This window comes from Microcoleus sp. BM001215392 (assembly GCF_036700185.1).
In the GTDB taxonomy this organism is placed as follows: Bacteria; Cyanobacteriota; Cyanobacteriia; order Cyanobacteriales; family Microcoleaceae; genus Microcoleus.
The window spans coordinates 20,037-35,946 of the sequence record NZ_JAUBOJ010000028.1 but is presented as its reverse complement, the minus strand read 5'-3'; the positions used below and the strand labels follow the sequence as shown (position 1 = coordinate 35,946).

15 protein-coding genes are annotated in these 15,910 nt (G+C 45.7%); 10 read left to right on the top strand and 5 right to left on the bottom strand.

All coding sequences use genetic code 11. From position 1 onward, the window contains the following. Nucleotides 1-439: 439 nt before the first annotated feature. Both QT974_RS05565 and puuE read left to right on the top strand, forming a co-directional pair. Nucleotides 440-1,132, top strand: a complete 693-nt coding sequence (locus QT974_RS05565) for a GntR family transcriptional regulator (RefSeq protein WP_333467529.1) — start codon at nt 440-442, stop codon at nt 1,130-1,132. A gap of 183 nt (nt 1,133-1,315) precedes the next feature. Continuing rightward, nucleotides 1,316-2,221: an allantoinase PuuE gene (puuE, locus tag QT974_RS05560; protein ID WP_333467528.1), complete on the top strand. Its 906-nt coding sequence runs from the start codon at nt 1,316-1,318 to the stop codon at nt 2,219-2,221. Between the two features lie 404 nt (nt 2,222-2,625). On the opposite strand, the gene QT974_RS05555 is transcribed toward puuE, so the two are convergent. Then, nucleotides 2,626-3,027: an allophanate hydrolase-related protein gene (locus QT974_RS05555; protein ID WP_333467527.1), complete on the bottom strand. Its 402-nt coding sequence runs from the start codon at nt 3,025-3,027 to the stop codon at nt 2,626-2,628. 221 nt (nt 3,028-3,248) lie between these two features. Between QT974_RS05555 and QT974_RS05550 the strand changes: the two genes are divergently transcribed. The 5 genes from QT974_RS05550 (at nt 3,249) to QT974_RS05530 (ending at nt 8,860) form a co-directional block, all read left to right on the top strand. Continuing rightward, the gene (locus tag QT974_RS05550; protein WP_333467526.1) at nt 3,249-4,523 is read left to right on the top strand and encodes a Zn-dependent hydrolase; all 1,275 of its coding nucleotides are present in this window, start codon (nt 3,249-3,251) and stop codon (nt 4,521-4,523) included. A 263-nt stretch (nt 4,524-4,786) separates the two neighbouring features. Beyond that, a complete protein-coding gene (locus QT974_RS05545; protein ID WP_333467525.1) occupies nt 4,787-5,632 on the top strand; it encodes a FecR family protein in 846 nt (281 codons plus the stop codon). Nucleotides 5,633-5,635: 3 nt separating this feature from the next. After that, nucleotides 5,636-7,459 (top strand): CHASE2 domain-containing protein, encoded by a 1,824-nt coding sequence (locus QT974_RS05540; protein WP_333467524.1) that lies wholly within the window; start codon nt 5,636-5,638, stop codon nt 7,457-7,459. 355 nt (nt 7,460-7,814) lie between these two features. Beyond that, a complete protein-coding gene (locus tag QT974_RS05535) occupies nt 7,815-8,315 on the top strand; it encodes a DUF4365 domain-containing protein (RefSeq protein WP_333467523.1) in 501 nt (166 codons plus the stop codon). Then, nucleotides 8,312-8,860: a hypothetical protein gene (locus QT974_RS05530; protein WP_333467522.1), complete on the top strand. Its 549-nt coding sequence runs from the start codon at nt 8,312-8,314 to the stop codon at nt 8,858-8,860. Before QT974_RS05535 ends, QT974_RS05530 begins: the two co-directional genes overlap by 4 nt. 97 nt (nt 8,861-8,957) lie before the next feature. On the opposite strand, the gene QT974_RS05525 is transcribed toward QT974_RS05530, so the two are convergent. After that, nucleotides 8,958-9,938, bottom strand: coding sequence for a DNA cytosine methyltransferase (locus QT974_RS05525; protein WP_333467521.1), 981 nt, complete (start codon nt 9,936-9,938; stop codon nt 8,958-8,960). A gap of 89 nt (nt 9,939-10,027) precedes the next feature. Here QT974_RS05525 and QT974_RS05520 point away from each other — a divergent pair, with 89 nt between their 5' ends. Beyond that, nucleotides 10,028-11,314: a bifunctional folylpolyglutamate synthase/dihydrofolate synthase gene (locus tag QT974_RS05520; protein ID WP_333467520.1), complete on the top strand. Its 1,287-nt coding sequence runs from the start codon at nt 10,028-10,030 to the stop codon at nt 11,312-11,314. A gap of 5 nt (nt 11,315-11,319) precedes the next feature. Here QT974_RS05520 and QT974_RS05515 read toward each other — a convergent pair whose 3' ends face one another. From QT974_RS05515 to QT974_RS05505, 3 genes are all read right to left on the bottom strand, one after another. Next, nucleotides 11,320-11,895, bottom strand: a complete 576-nt coding sequence (locus tag QT974_RS05515; protein WP_333467519.1) for a Uma2 family endonuclease — start codon at nt 11,893-11,895, stop codon at nt 11,320-11,322. A gap of 168 nt (nt 11,896-12,063) precedes the next feature. Beyond that, nucleotides 12,064-12,507, bottom strand: coding sequence for a retroviral-like aspartic protease family protein (locus QT974_RS05510; RefSeq protein WP_333467518.1), 444 nt, complete (start codon nt 12,505-12,507; stop codon nt 12,064-12,066). 265 nt (nt 12,508-12,772) lie between these two features. After that, nucleotides 12,773-14,056, bottom strand: a complete 1,284-nt coding sequence (locus QT974_RS05505; protein WP_333467517.1) for an ABC transporter substrate-binding protein — start codon at nt 14,054-14,056, stop codon at nt 12,773-12,775. A gap of 187 nt (nt 14,057-14,243) precedes the next feature. Between QT974_RS05505 and QT974_RS05500 the strand changes: the two genes are divergently transcribed. Beyond that, nucleotides 14,244-14,408: a hypothetical protein gene (locus tag QT974_RS05500; RefSeq protein ID WP_333467516.1), complete on the top strand. Its 165-nt coding sequence runs from the start codon at nt 14,244-14,246 to the stop codon at nt 14,406-14,408. A 30-nt stretch (nt 14,409-14,438) separates the two neighbouring features. Further along, nucleotides 14,439-15,533, top strand: a complete 1,095-nt coding sequence (gene pilM, locus QT974_RS05495; RefSeq protein WP_333467515.1) for a type IV pilus assembly protein PilM — start codon at nt 14,439-14,441, stop codon at nt 15,531-15,533. The last annotated feature ends 377 nt before the right edge of the window (nt 15,534-15,910 follow it).

Sequence of the window (15,910 nt, the reverse complement as noted above, 5' to 3'; positions counted from 1 at the left end):
AAAGAGGACTGCAATTGTTTTCATTTTTTATCAAACTCTTTAGTAGGTTTTAACTAAATGCGCGCGCTTTCCCGGCAGTCCGACAGGGGTTGAAAACCCCTGTCTCATAGAAGACAGTCCTCTCAAAGAGGACTGCAATTGTTTTCAATTTGTCTCAAACTCTTTAGTCGGTTTCAACCGACTTTAGCTATGAGGCAGGGGTTTCAACCCCTGACGTACTGAGTCGAAGCGCGTGCTTGCTGGCACCTCCGGGCACAGCCGCGCGTCCCCAAAGATATCGCCTATTATCTATAGCTATCTGTTGCAGAAACGTCAATTTGCTGTATCATTGAAAACGAGTCAGCCAAAGTCATTTAACATAAAAATATTAGAGATCAGGCTGAATCAATAATTTTTAACAACAGTATTAACTCTAATTTTAACTTAAGGATAACTGATTTTGGGTCTTTCATTTCGCGCGATTCGCCGCACTCAATCTCTGCACGAACAAACTTATCAAGCTCTCCGAACTGCTATCCTGTCGGGGGAATTAGTGGCTGGAGAACGCTTGATCGAAACACAACTGGCAGATATGCTCAACGTCAGCCGCACTCCGGTGAGAGAGGCTTTGTGCCAACTGCAACGTGAGAATTTAGTGACGGCAGATCCGCATCACGGATTGCGCGTCGCTACGCTGTCGATCGCAGATGCAGCCGATCTTTACGATTGTCGCATTGCTTTGGAACAATTGTCAGCGGCCGGGGCGAGTCAAAATGCGACACCCGCTCAATTAAAACAACTCGAATCGATCGTCACTCAAGCCGAAAATAACACGCAAGTGCGATCGGGCGAATTGACAAATTATCAATTGCTCTACGCTGACTATCAATTTCATCGCTTGCTAGCCCAAAGTTCCGCTAATTCTTGGCTGGTAACTCTGTTAGATAGCGTGTTTGACAAAATGATCTTAGTGCGGCTGCGCACAATGGAATACAATCCGGGAGTATTGGAAATCCGCAGCGAACACCGCCGCATTTATCAAGCTGTCATCGAACAAAACGCCGTCGCGGCTTCCCAAGCAATCAAAGAACATTTAATCGCCAGCAAAGCGCGGGTAATTAAAGAAATTCAACAGATCGAACAACATCAATAAGTTGAGATTGGTAATTGGGCATCGGGCATGGGGCATCGGGCATCGGGCATCGGGAATTGGTTATTATCACTAACAAATAACCACCAACAAATAACCACCAACAAATAACCACTAACAAATAACCACCAACAAATAACCACTAACAAATAACCACTAACAAATAACCACTAACAAATAACTTATATGCCAGCAAATTATCCGCGAGACTTAATCGGTTACGGGCAAAATCCTCCCGATCCTCAATGGCCAGATCGATCGCGCATAGCCCTGCAATTTGTGATCAATTACGAAGAAGGTGGAGAAACCTGCATCCTCCACGGCGACGGTTCTTCGGAAACATTTCTGTCAGAGATTGTCGGCGCTGAACCCCTATCGGGACTGCGCCACATGAATATGGAATCGTGTTATGAATACGGCAGTCGGGCAGGTTTGTGGCGCTTGCACCGGATGTTTACTTCTCGCAAGATACCGGTGACTGTTTACGGCGTGGCGATGGCCTTAGAAAGGCATCCCGAAGCCGTTGCAGCGATGTTGGAGGCCGATTGGGAAATTGCCAGCCACGGCTACCGCTGGATTGATTATAAGTATTTTGGTGAAGAGGCGGAACGGGAGCATTTGCACAGGGCGATCGCGATTCACACGCAAGTTACCGGCAGCCGTCCCCTCGGCTGGTATACGGGACGCACGAGCCCGCACACCCGCAAGCTCGTAGTGGAAGAAGGCGGTTTTCTCTACGATGCTGACAGCTATGCGGATGACTTGCCTTACTGGGTGTACGAGTGCGACAAACCCCACCTGGTAATTCCCTACACCCTCGACAACAACGACATGAGGTTTGCTACGACTCAGGGGTTTAACTCTGGGGATCAGTTTTTTGCTTACCTGCGCGATGCTTTTGATCTACTCTACGCCGAGGGCGAGACTGCACCGAAGATGATGAGTGTGGGGCTGCACTGCCGCTTGGCGGGGAGGCCTGGGCGGGCGGCGGCTTTGGCGCGTTTTTTGGATTACGTGCAGCAGCATGAGAGGGTTTGGATATGCCGCCGCATTGATATTGCCCGACACTGGCATGAATATCACAAGGCGTAGCATTTTCAAGGAGGATAGTCCGGCAGGGGTTTCAACCCCTGCCTCAAAGCTAAAGTCCTCGCTATGAGGACTGAGAAAAAGACTTTTAAAATCATTAGTCCTCGCTCAGAAAACTCAGAAAAAGACTTTTAAACTCATTAATCCTCTGACGAAAACTCAGAAAAAGACTTTTAAAATCATTAGTCCTCTTGAAAGGACTTAAGCTATTAGCCAGGGACTTCAGTCCGGCAGGGGTTTCAACCCCTGCCTCAAAGCTAAAGTCCTCTTGCATAGGACTCAGAAAAAGACTTTTAAAATCATTAGTCCTCTTCAGAAAACTCAGAAAAAAACTCTTAAACTCATTAGTCCTCTTCAGAGGACTTAAGCTATTAGCCAGGGACTTCAGTCCCTGGCGGATTAGTGGGCTACTGCGAACCGGCTTTGTAAGCGGCCCACCCACCGCGATCGGAAATATCTTCCCATTGATACTTGTGAACCAACTCCTGCGGGTACAAAAAAGCCGTCAACACTTCTCCATCATCCAAAACCACATCCGAGGGATACATATGCGGCGGTTCCCCCGCTGCCAATTCTTCAAATTGCTCTAAACTTAATTCATACACTTCGCCCGGAATTGATACACCGTCCGCGGCCACTTCATAGATTGCCGGATGCCAGCCATTTTCCGCTGAGTGCAAGCGGTAAATCGGACGAGTTTTGGCTTCTCTGATGAACTTTGCTTCTCCCAGGTTGCTGTTGTCCGGCTGGCCCTGCAGGGCGGAACCGCAAATGAATACTCGTTTGCTTACAATTGCTGTTTGACTCATATACACCCGATAAAAAATTGTGTTTTTGCGTCTTGTAGGGTGCGCAATGCGCACCTTACTGCTGTGTTTTTGCGTCTTGTAGGGTGCGCAATGCGCACCTTACTGCTGGTACTGTCGAAGCGATCGACTTTTGTAAACAAGACTACATTACGTCGCCGATTTAAATGCTATTGAATGCAGTATACAGCAATTAATTAAATCAATCAACAAAAGAACTTTAAATGACACTTACATTCACACTGGCAGTCAACGGCCCGCGCCTCAACCGCAGCATTAGCCAACTCGCCCAAATCGGCAAACTGCCGGGAGGAGGCGTCAGCCGGGTAGCATTTACCAAAGCAGATTTGCTCGCCCGCCAACTCGTAGAATCTTGGATGGTAGAAGCCGGGATGACGGTTCGGATTGACGCGGCGGGAAACATGATCGGCCGGTATCCGGGAAAGCGCGAAGGCGCTGCACTAGCAACCGGTTCTCACATTGATACCGTTCCCACGGCGGGCCATTTCGACGGAGTTTTGGGAGTTTTGGCAGGAATCGAAGTCGTGCGCGTGTTGCATGAAAACAGCCTGCGCTTGGAACACCCCATTGAGACGATCGTATTTACCGACGAAGAAAGCACCGTTATCGGCTGCAAAGCCATGGCGGGAAATATAGTCAGCAACCCCGAATATTACCGCCGCAGCGATGACACTTCGATCCAAACTTGTTTAGCACAAATTGGCGGAGATTGGTCAAAAATTGCCGAAGCAAAACGCCAACCCAAAGAAATAGCAGCGTTTGTGGAATTGCACGTCGAACAAGGAGGCGTATTGGAAAGTACGGGCGACTGTATAGGAGTAGTCAAAGGCATTGTCGGACAGTACCGCCTCGGAGTAACAGTAACCGGCCGCCCCAACCATGCCGGATCGACGCCCATGCACGCGAGAAAAGATGCGCTGGTAGCGGCTTCGCAAATGGTATTAGCAGTCAACAAGCTAGCAGTAGAAACACCAGGGGAACAAGTCGCAACCGTAGGTTACTTAACTGTTTCGCCGAATGCTACGAATACTGTGCCGGGAAAAGTTGAGTTTAAAATCGACTTGCGCGATTTGTCTGAAACTAATTTGGAACAGTTGTTAACCAAAATGAAATTGGAGTTTCAAGCAATAGCCTCTGCCACCCAAACCGAAATCGAAATCACTCAATTGCTGCACGTACAGCCAACCCTAGCAGCACCAAAGATTCAGAATGCAATTGTAGAAGTTTGTCAAGAATTAGGGTTTAGTTACAGGCATTTAATCAGCCGGGCCGGCCACGACGCCCAAGAAATCGGACGCTTTACCGATATGGGGATGATTTTCGTGGCTTCTCGGGGCGGCATCAGCCATGCAGAAGATGAGTATACTTCGCCCGAACAGTGTACTCAGGGGGCGAATGCGCTGCTGCAAACCTTCCTAAAGCTCGATCGGCTGTATGCGACTAGGGCGATCGATTCATCGCAGTTGCAGGGCGCATGAAAACGCGATCGTAAGTGAGTGCTGAGCATCTAAAAAATAAACCAATATTATCCGTTTCGACATTTCAAGAAGGGTTTGCGATATCCTCAAAAGAGATCGCCTTTGAGTCGCCGATGGCCGCGTCAGTAAAGCCGGGTGCGATCGTAGCTGTGCGGGCACTACATATATTGTGTCTGCGTAAGCTTTGTTAGTTAAAAATTTTCCTGAGAAGTTCAAAAAGAATAGTAATCTAGACAACAGTCTTGGCTAAATATTTTTTAGTGATGAAATTAAATCTGTCTGGTATTTCTAAATGGTTGACAATCCTATTTGCTACTATTTTAATCACTTTCGCCTTGCCTTTGCTGGCGAGAGAGATTCAACTACCTGCAAGTCGCTGGGTGGAAGTACGGCAAATTAGGGGAACCGTAACGTATCAAGGAAGACCAGCAAAAGTGGGCGATCGCCTGAGTGCAGCCGGCCAACAAATCTCCACAGGCAAACAATCTAGCGCGGTTTTAGCCGTAGACTCTGGCATCGCTACGATTAATGTAGCAGAATTAAGCACCGTCCAAGTTAAAGGTCTGTCCGTTGCTGTCGGCGGAGGTAGAGTTACCCTGCTCTCAGTCCCCGCAGGGCTGGCAAGAGTTTCAGCCAGACGCTTGACTAATCCCAATTCGCGCCTAGAAATTAACAGCCCAGCGGGAGTTGTGGGCGTCAGGGGGACTGAGTTCTCCGTGGGTGTTGGTCCAGAGGGAAAAGCCGCAACTGCCTTATTTGAGGGGAAGGTTGACGCTAGCGCTCAAGGGCAAACTGTGAAGATCGAAAAGGGCTATGCTTCCGTCACTTTTCCCGGCAATCCTCCCGCTGCACCCAAGGCATTTAAAGAAAATCTGAACTATGAATTGATCAGTTTATCAGTCATCAGTCCAGGCAAAGTTCGATGCGTTTGTACTGTCGATCCGCTGAATTTAGTGTATTTAAATGACCAACCGTTAAAGATGGATCGAACAGGTAAAATCGACGAGGTAGTGCCGAGGCCAGCTAACTCTGACTACTGGCTAGTGGTTCGCAGTCCGGTAGGAAATGAGGTATCTTATGAAATCGGTGCAAGTTTAATTAAGAAATAGGTAATGACTAAATTAATAATCCCTCGTTTGCGAGATTTTTTTGCCCGCAGCCAATCCTTGCTACCGGGAGTTGCTGCCGCTATTATTTCCTTGGGCGCGCTGCATTTGGATGCCTGGAAACCGCTGGAACAACTGAGCTATAACAGCCTGTTTCAACTTCGCGAAAGTGGAATTTTACCCAAACCTATTTGGGATAAGCGAGTGGTGGTCATTGCCATAGACGAAGCAAGTTTAACGAAGTTAGGGAGATTTCCGTTTTCGCGCGATCGCTACACTAAATTATTACAAGCCCTTTCCCCTGCTAAACCCGCAGTCGTTGGTTTCGACATTATTTTTGCCGAACCCACTCCCAAAGATGACCAACTTGCAGACGCTATGAGTGCCACAGGTAATGTAGTGTTAGCAAAGGCTGCGGATGACCAAAAAAAACTGCTACCAATTGTACCAACTTTAGAAGCCGCAGCCGCCAGTCGAGGCCATATTTTGCATAACTCAGACACAGATGGGATCGGCCGTCAAGCCATCCTGTGGGTGCGAGATATTCCCTCCCTTGGAATTGCCATGCTGAACGTTTACAACGCCGACAAGCAACCGCAATCAGGAGGGCTAGAAAAGTTTTTTTCACCGCCTAATAACGGCAGTCTAGAATTTAAGCAGGCTGGGATAAATTGGCCTGGAAAAGTGCAATATTTACCGACTTATTCGTTTGCTGATGTTCTGGCAGGTAAAATTACCCAAGATGCTTTTAAAGACAAATTAGTATTAGTAGGTACGACAGCAACAGGTTTAGATCCCTTGCGGACTCCTCTCGATCGAATTCCACCAACCAACGGGATTTACCTTCATGCCGCAGTTATTGATAACTTGCTCAATAACCGACTGCTGCAACCTTTACCTGACTGGACAAGTTGGCTGATATTACTTTTAATTGGGCCAATTACTAGCGGGATATTAGCAAAATCTGGGCCCTGGCGACGAATTGCGATCGCTCTCCTTTTCCCCCTAATTTGGTATGCAGTTTCTTTCTTATTATTTACGTTTAATTCTCTACTAATGCCCATCGCAGCACCAATTGGTACGATCGTCTTAGCTGGAATAGGGCTGCAACTGCGAGAACAACAAGAGAAACAACAATTAATGAGTTTGTTTGAAAAATACATGGCAAAAGAAACTGCTGAACTAATTTGGGAGCGAAAAGACGAAATATTTAAGAATGGGGAAATGCAACCGCAAGAAATGGTCGCCACTGTTTTATTTATGGATATTCGAGGGTTTACTAGCATTTCCGAGCAACTATCTCCGAGTGAATTGATGTCTTGGCTGAATCAATATTTAAATGCCATGAGCGAGTGTATTATGGATCGCGGCGGCGTGATCGATAAATATATTGGCGATGCAATTATGGCAATATTTGGCATTCCTTTTCCTCATACTAAACCAGAAGAAATCAAACAAGACGCTCTAAATTGTATTGCCGCTTGCTTGGATATGTCAGAACGATTGAAAGAATTAAATCAGCAATTTGAAAGGGAAGGAAAGCCAAAAATTGAATTCGGAGTCGGCATTCATACTGGGTCGATTATTGCTGGAACTGTCGGCGGTGGCAAGCGATTAAATTTTTCGGTATTAGGAGATACTGTGAATGTTGCGGCTCGCTTAGAAGCAATGAATAAAGATATTAAAGAAGACAATCCTTATCGGGTATTAATAACAGGAGAAACCTGGGATTTAGTGAGCGATAGCTACGAAGCAAAACCAGTTAAAAGTATTCAATTAAGAGGTAGAAAACAAGAAACAAATATTTGCGCGATCGCTGGCAAAAAATGAAGATAATTTTCTTGGCTTCTCGGGGCGGCATCAGCCATGCAGAAGATAAGTATACTTCGCCCGAGCAGTGTACTCATGGGGCGAATGCGCTGCTGCAAACCTGCTGCTAAGGGCGATCGATAATCTGCTTTCACAGCAATGTAGGGTGCGTGACAGTAAATAGATTTGTAAGGTAGTAGAACAACTCAGCATTCACGCACCGCAACTTTGGAGGGTGTGTGACTGTGAATAAAATTGTGCGGTAGTAGAAGAACTCAGTAGTCACGCACCGCAATCTTATATAATAGCGGATTTTTGTCACCGGAGTTAGTATTATATCATTAGTTTATGGCAACAAAAACGCACTAGCAGTTTAATGGATATTAACACCCAAAAAGAAGAATTTAGCTATGCTTACGTTTACGCCATTGCCTCAGCAGCGGGGTTCTGCCAGCGAACAACTACTCCTCTAGACAGACTGGGTGTAGACCTAATTATCACTGGAATCGCAGAACGAGGTTTACCCAACTTTCCCATCCTTTACATTCAAGTCAAATGTACCTCAAGAGATATCCTCAATGAAAATAGCCTTCGCTATCCTCTGAACATTAAAAACTACGAAGAATTGAGCGCAAACAATGCCTACCCTCCTAGAATTATAATTGTAGTTACTGTTCCCGATCGACCCAACGACTGGCTGCAACAGACAGAAGCGGAACTCTGCTTAAAACGCTGCGCTTATTGGATCTCATTAAAAGGTGCAGCACCCACTGATAATAAAGAAACCGTCACTATTTCGATACCCAGAACAAATATATTTTCTGGTGATGCTCTCACAACTATCATGCAGCCTATCGCAACCGGGAGACAACTATGAATGTGAAAATAAAAGATATTGAATTGCTCAAAAATCTCCAACCTGACAAAATTAGCTACTATTTAGAATCAAAAGGTTGGAAACAAGCCCAAAAAATAGATGACACTGCTATTATTTGGACAAGTGGCAATTTTACCCCAGAAACCCCTCAAATCGTTCTACCTTTAAATTGCGAGCTTCTGGACTTTCCCCTGTCGATGAACTTGATGCTAGAGACATTGGAGGCTATCGAAAATCGCTCTCAAGTTGAAATTTTAGCAGACTTAATTACCGGGCTTCCCAATACAACTATTCAGGGAGTCGTGATGCAAATTCACACGCCAAACGCCGACAAATTAAGCGGAGAAATTACCTTATTAGGCGTGATTGCCGACAAATTGCGAAAAATTAAAACCGAACTTGCAGACAAAAATTATATCCTCGCCATTAAAGCTTATCAAGAACGCTTGCCTTTCCTTTGTACGGGAGATTTAATCAAAGAAAATCAAACCTTCATTCTCAAAAATCCCCGCAACTTTACTCTAGACGATTTATGGCAAAATTAAAAGATAAGACTCGGCGGTTGAAACCGCTTCTACACATACGAAGTCCGCCTTCGCGGACTAAAGAATCAACAGATAAAGGTTTTGGGTAAGTCTTTTTTCAGAAGGCAGAAATATCCGCATAAATCTTTTTCGCCAACATCCTAGCCAAATTAACAGGTACTGCATTCCCGACCATTTTGTAGCCGTCAGCAATATATTTGTACTTGAAAATAAACTCATCCGGGAAAGTCTGAACTCTCGCACACTCTCGCACAGAAAGCCGACGGTAAGGCAGGGGGGAATTCGGATCGAAAATACGCTGATCTTTGCCAACTAAAATCATTTTACTAGCTTGAGGGTGCAGAGGTGCGTGTCTGCCGCTGGCCTGAATTGTAAAGGAAGGTTCACCCCAGCTTCTAACTCGATTCCGCGACATATAAATGCTGGAAAATCCCAAATCTGCACATTCGTGATTCGCGACAGAATCGTGATAATTATCTAATTTACCCTTAACTAGCATTGGTTCAGCCTGCAAATCAAAAATCGCATCTTGCAGTGTCAAAATCTGATTTCCCGGTTCGGGAAACTCAAAACCAAAACCCAGATCCTGACGATAACCGATCACAATCACTCTTTGCCTATCTTGCGGCACACCAAAATTTTTAGCATTTAGCAACTTGAACGAAACTCGATATCCGATCGCCTCAAACTGCGATAATATATAAGTGAAAGCATCCTGATTTCTAGGAGCTAAGATACCGCTAACATTCTCAGCTAAAAAAAACAAAGGCTGCTTGTCTCGGACAATTCTGATATACTCCCAAAAAAGCTGACCCCGAGAATCATCAATCCCGCGTTTCGCACCCGCAGCACTCCAACTTTGACACGGAGGCCCGCCAATAATCCCAATACAATCGGGAATTTCATCAGAATTAATTTTTCTGATATCTCTGCGATCTAAAATAGTGTCAGGATGGTTGAAATTATATGTATCCCAAATAGACCGATCGCACTCATTCGCCCAAACCGGATTAAACCCAGCCAAACGAAAACCTAAATCCAACCCGCCACAACCAGCAAACAGAGAAATAATATTCATATTTATCAACATTTACTTTCTTTCCTTCCTTCTTCTTTCTTCCTTCGCGCCCTTCGCGCCTTCGCGGTTCGTAAAAAAATCTCACCTCAATGAATGCAAACTCCATCCTCAAATCTTACCAACACTTCGGCGTCCACCTCGGCCTCGAAAGAATTCACCAACTCCTCGAAAAACTCGACAACCCCCACAAACAAATACCCATTATCCACGTTGCCGGCACAAATGGCAAAGGTTCCGTTTGCGCTTATCTCTCATCCGTACTAACAGCAGCAGGCTATCGAGTCGGGCGCTACACATCCCCGCACTTAATCGATTGGACAGAAAGAATTTGCATTAACCAAAAACCAATTTCTACAATAGCATTGCAACAGTGTCTCGAACAAGTTGTCAGGGCTGCGGAAGGTAATACAGAAACTCCGACTCAATTTGAAATTATCACCGCCGCAGCTTGGCTGTATTTCGCTGAACAAAAAGCAGATATTGCAGTGATAGAAACCGGATTGGGCGGTAGATTAGATGCGACTAATGTTTGCGAAACTCCGCTTGTGAGTGCGATTACTTCTATCAGTCTCGAACACTGGCAAATCCTCGGCCCGACTGTCGCTGATATTGCTGGGGAAAAAGCGGGAATTATTAAATCAAAGTGTCCGGTAGTTGTTGGAGAATTGCCGGAATCTGCTAGAATAGTGGTAGAAAAACGCATTCAAGAATCAGGTTGTCCGGCAGTTTGGGTAAAACCTGCGCTAGATTTAGGAGACGGATTTGCCGAATATCATCCAAGTCCAGAAATTGGCGTTAATTCGAGTTTATCTTCGGTTACAATAAGATATAAATTGCCATTGTTGGGACAAGTTCAATTAATGAATTCGGCGATCGCACTTGCAACTATCCACACCCTGCAAAACCTAGGATGGCAAATCTCCCCAACCGCCATCGCCCAAGGAATCGCTCAAACTCAATGGCCGGGAAGACTTCAGCAGACAACTTGGAACAATCGCAACATCCTGATTGACGGCGCGCACAACCCCGCTGCTGCGATCGCCCTGCGCGAATATGCAGACAATCTTACCACTTCCCCGTCGCCCATTAACTGGGTAATCGGCATTCTGGCGACGAAAGACTGCGATGATATTTTACAAGCATTACTCAAAAAGGGCGATCGGCTTTACCTAGTTCCCGTACCCGATCAAAACTCAGCATCCCCCACAGAATTAGCCGCCATTGCTAAAAATATCTGCCCTGAATTAACTCTCACTCAAGCTTTCCCAGACTTGATCGCAGCCTTAGATGCGGCTGTTACCGACGAAAACCTCACAATCTTGTGCGGTTCACTTTATCTCGTCGGCTATTTTCTGCAACAACAATCTCAAACTTAAACTCATCAGGATTGTGTTTCTTCCTCAGTAAAAATCGGAGGCCACAATTCCGAAACGGGCAATTCCCAACCGGGAAAAAGCTCCGGGACTGTTAAAATATCGCCATTTGCTAAAATAATCGGTTCACCAGTCGATCGATAAATTGCCACTGTTTCCTCGTCAGGATCGATCAGGATGCCGACAACTGCACCCAGCTCTATAAACTTCAAAACTTTGGTTTCTATAGCCTTAATGCGATCGCTCTGAGATTTGATCTCAACCACCAAATCCGGGACAAGTTCACCAAAATAACGCGGACTTTGGCGCAAGCGGGCCGCCCGCACAAACGAAACATCCGGTGCTTTGACGTTGGTATTCGGCATAATGAAACCGCCTGCGGAGTCAAACACTCTCCCCAAGCGACGGGGATTTACCCAAGCGAAGAGAAAGGCGATGAGACGGCTACTGATTTCACTGGATACGATGTCTGATGGGCCCATAACTGAAATTATCCCGTCTTCTAGTTCAATTGTGTAATCTAAACCCGCTTCGGAAAAAAGGGTCTGAACTTGGTTTAAATCTTTGACTGTCATTGCTGTCATAATAACTTTCTCCTATTCCGATCTGAACTCTGATTTTAACACGAGTCAAATTTATTAAAATTTTAGTGATTCATCCTATATTGCTACCAACAGTCAATTAAACTGAGTTGAAAAAGACGATCGCACTTTTTAAGGCACAATCGCCTCAAACCTGAGGTTTATTGCTTGCTACAAAATCGTCAAATATGTTTCGGTGGGACTGATGGGTAAAGGTTTCAAGATTTGATTTTGCAAGTCTATTTCTAATCCCAATGATTCTAAAGGTATGACGCCCAAAAGTGCATCGTTTCCTCCCGGCAATTCCAAGCACTCAAAAGTGCCTTCCCGGTCAAACATTGATATTTTGGCATCTTGGAAAATTCGGGCTTTGCCAATACCCATTGCTGTTGCTACGTCTACTTCTTTGAGGAGTTTTAGTCCCAGTTTGGCGATCGCATCTTTTGGCAGACATAAGGTGGTAGCCCCCGTATCCACCAATACATTTTTGAGGACGATCGACCGAATTTGGTCTTCTAGTATCGTCCCATCTTCTGCCCGAATTTGGTCGGCTCGATTAACGATCGTCAGAGTGGCAAAAACTTTTCCCATTGGATTGCTGTTTTTAATTTGCATCGTTGCCTCCTGCGGTAGCGTCGGAGTTATTATCTACTTTAATTATAGCTTAGATCCAGGAGCGATCGCACGGGTTCGTAGTGAGGACTTTAGTCCTTCTTCATCAGAACTAAAATCCTCACTACGAACCTATGATAATAATTTTAATGTTGATATTTGCGTATATATATGGCGGCACGGATTTCCATTATTTAATGATATGTCAAGTTCGCCAAAAAAGCAAGGGGGAAAGCAAAAATATTTCCGCCCCAGCTTCAATTAAAAACTACTTTTTATCCCAAGCTGTCGCCGCATCAGTTACAGCTTGTTCTACTGGTTTTTCGCCTAACATTGCTGCTTGCAAATTGTCATAAATCGCCTTTTGTAACTTCTTAACATCCTTGAGAGGTGGAATTAACAACTCAGCTTTGTCTAACCCAGAAGCGCTGATAATCCGAGCTTTATCGCTCGGAGCAGCATCAGCCGCAACGCTCTTAAAATAAGAGTCCTGCAAAGTCTCAAGCGTAGAAGGCAAAACATTAGCAGCCTTGGCAAAAGCTAACTGATTTTGAGAATTAGTTACGTACAAAGCAAACTTGACAGCCTCATCGGGGCGCTTGCTGTCGCGAGGTACAACTAAATTCATCACTGCGACAGTCTTCTTGCCGCTTTCACCCGTAATTTGAGGCGCAGCACTTGAAGCCGCACCAATACTCGGAGCATTTTCAGCAATTGCCTTTAAAAACTGAGGCCCAGAACCCAACAAAGCAGTTTCCCCAGCTTGATAAAGCTCGATCGCTCTGCGGTGTCCCTGCACCAAAACATCCTGCGGTAAAAGTCCGCCTTTGTACAAATCAACCCAATACTGAAAAACAGCCTTACCTTTATCGGTATTAAAAGCAGCTTTACCTTGAGCGTCCACCAAAGGTACGCCCATCTGCACGAAAGATTGCAAAACTTCCGCTGAATCTTCCGGTACAAAAGTCGCAAAAAAAGCAAACTTACCAGTTTTATCTTTCACCTGTTTCGCCACAGTCGCCAACTCGGCATAGGTAGCCGGAGGTTTGGTAATTCCCGCTTTTTTAAACAACTCTGTATTGTAAATAGTTACCCCAGTTGTGAGATACCAAGGAATGCCAAAAGTCTTACCATCGAGTACGCTAGCTTTCCAGATATTTGGCAGATAACTCGATCGCACTTGCTGCGAAATCCGAGAGTCCAAATCCAGCCAAGCATTGCGCCCCGCCAACAGCGAAGCAAAATCGGGATTGAGATTCACTACATCCGGCGCATTTTTCGCCGATACAGCCCCCAAAATCTTGCTTTCCATCGCCGACCAAGGCACGTCAACCCACCGCACCTTCACACCCGGATTTTCGGCTTCAAAACCAGCGATCGTCTTGTTGAAATAATCAGTAAACTGAGGTTGAAGCTGCATAGTCCAGAACTCGATTTCATTGGCATTCTTGGTCTGGGAATTCACGGCCGGCTTGCTGCAACTCACCACCGCAGCTAGCATCAGCCCCACCAGCCCAAACACAGCGAACAGTTGCCAAGATTTACGTTTCATAGAATTTAATTTGAGATTCATGGTTAGCTAAGGAAAAAACAAGCATCGCCCTCTGAAAGCCCTTCAGGGCTCAAGCGCCAGAGTTTTGTGTGCGGCCCGGGGAGGGAGAGAGTCGGTTTGGTTGCAGAATCAATCGGTTTTTGGTCGATCGAGCTTAAATTTGTTGACATTCGCCGCAGAATAGCTATTGTCAAGTAAATTGGATAGCATAAAATCGGAACTGGCGATCGCGGAACTCAGACAGCTCAGTTACGGCGGGATACCGAGATTACAGCAAGATCGAGCGAGAGCGGTGAAAAACCAATCTTCCAACATCCGGCCTGCTGGCTCGGGCCGACCAATTACAGAATAAAAAAATAGCAATTACCGACGACCCAATCCTATGGTTAACTTTTTCAAAGGTCTACTGTCCCAACGCCAGCCAGGAATCGGGATCGAAATAGCCCCAGACCGCATCAATATCATTCAGCTCGAAAAGAAAGCTCAGGCATTAAAATTAGGTCTCCTCGCCTCCATAGAAGTACCAGAAGACATGGTACAAGAAGGACAAATAGTCGATCCGCCAGGAATGGCAGAACTAATACGTGCTCTGATGGCTGAAAACAAAATCAAAGCCAAGCGAGTAGCGACAGCCATTCCCGGCCGCGAAGCCGTGATCCGCCTGATTCCTGTTCCAGCAGAACTCAACGAAGAAGAACTGCGGGATTACATGAATGCAGAAGCAGGACTGTATTTGCCGTTTCCCAGAGAAGATGCCGACGTAGACTATCAAAAAATCGGCTTATTTGTAGATGACGACGGCGTAGAAAAAGTGCAAGTGGTATTAGTCGCTACCCGCAGAGAAGTTACCGACACATACATCGAAACCTTTAAAGAAGCCGGACTGACTATCGACGTGCTCGAAGTAACTAGCTTTGCGCTAATTCGCACCCTCAGAGACCAACTGCAACAATTTTCGTCCCAAGAAGCCGCAGTCTTGACAGACATTGAATTTGACAGTACCGAATTAGCTATAGTGGTGGACGGCATACCTCAGTTCAACCGTACCATCCCGATCGGCACTTACCAAATCCAGACCGCCCTCAACCAAGCCATGAATTTGCCGCCCACCAGAGACACCAGCGAACTGCAAGGCATGACCCTACCAGTCACAGATACCATGGGTGCCTCCGGAGACACCAACCCCGGCACCAATGCGATGATTAAAGTATTGGGAGAACTAGCAGACGAACTGCGGCGCTCAGTAGACTTTTACCTCAACCAGAGCGAAGAACTCGAAGTAGCGCAACTGTTGCTAGCAGGCCCGGGAGCTGCGATCGGCAAACTCGACGAATTTTTTATGCAAAGATTAAGCTTGCCCGCATCACAAGTCGATCCCATCGACACCCTCGGACTAGAAATCACCCAAGAAATTACCCCAGAACAGCGAGCAGGTTTAGGAGTCGCCCTAGGTTTAGGACTGAGGGAGGTGCTGTAACCTAACAATTTTAGATACTAGAAAAACCGATTTGAAAATTTTAGGGAAAAGCTGCTTCCAAAACAAGAACGCACCTAGTGCAGAAGGTAGAATATTGGAGGTAAAAGGTAAAAGGTAAAAGGTAGAATATCAGAGATTGAAGCAGCCACTTCCTTCGGTAGAAGGCAGAAAGTTGTTTCTTTCTTCCCTAAATAAATCCTTCACTTATACCCGCAATCTGGCCCTCTGTCTAAAATCTAAAATTTCCAATTAAAATCTATAGTAACAGCCAAGACGGTTGGGACATTCTTAATTGCTGAAACCATGCGGTCGATTGCACCTTCGATCAGATTTATGCCTTCTTACTTCTTGCTTCTTACTTCTTCCTTCTGCCTTCT

Bases quoted from the DNA above. Each gene is read 5' to 3' on its own strand.
- puuE (WP_333467528.1), top strand. From the start codon at position 1,316: ATGCCAGCAAATTATCCGCGAGACTTAATCGGTTACGGGCAAAATCCT.
- QT974_RS05555 (WP_333467527.1), bottom strand. From the start codon at position 3,027: ATGAGTCAAACAGCAATTGTAAGCAAACGAGTATTCATTTGCGGTTCC.
- QT974_RS05550 (WP_333467526.1), top strand. From the start codon at position 3,249: ATGACACTTACATTCACACTGGCAGTCAACGGCCCGCGCCTCAACCGC.
- QT974_RS05545 (WP_333467525.1), top strand. From the start codon at position 4,787: ATGAAATTAAATCTGTCTGGTATTTCTAAATGGTTGACAATCCTATTT.
- QT974_RS05540 (WP_333467524.1), top strand. From the start codon at position 5,636: ATGACTAAATTAATAATCCCTCGTTTGCGAGATTTTTTTGCCCGCAGC.
- QT974_RS05535 (WP_333467523.1), top strand. From the start codon at position 7,815: ATGGATATTAACACCCAAAAAGAAGAATTTAGCTATGCTTACGTTTAC.
- QT974_RS05530 (WP_333467522.1), top strand. From the start codon at position 8,312: ATGAATGTGAAAATAAAAGATATTGAATTGCTCAAAAATCTCCAACCT.
- QT974_RS05525 (WP_333467521.1), bottom strand. From the start codon at position 9,938: ATGAATATTATTTCTCTGTTTGCTGGTTGTGGCGGGTTGGATTTAGGT.
- QT974_RS05520 (WP_333467520.1), top strand. From the start codon at position 10,028: ATGAATGCAAACTCCATCCTCAAATCTTACCAACACTTCGGCGTCCAC.
- QT974_RS05515 (WP_333467519.1), bottom strand. From the start codon at position 11,895: ATGACAGCAATGACAGTCAAAGATTTAAACCAAGTTCAGACCCTTTTT.
- QT974_RS05510 (WP_333467518.1), bottom strand. From the start codon at position 12,507: ATGCAAATTAAAAACAGCAATCCAATGGGAAAAGTTTTTGCCACTCTG.
- QT974_RS05505 (WP_333467517.1), bottom strand. From the start codon at position 14,056: ATGAAACGTAAATCTTGGCAACTGTTCGCTGTGTTTGGGCTGGTGGGG.
- pilM (WP_333467515.1), top strand. From the start codon at position 14,439: ATGGTTAACTTTTTCAAAGGTCTACTGTCCCAACGCCAGCCAGGAATC.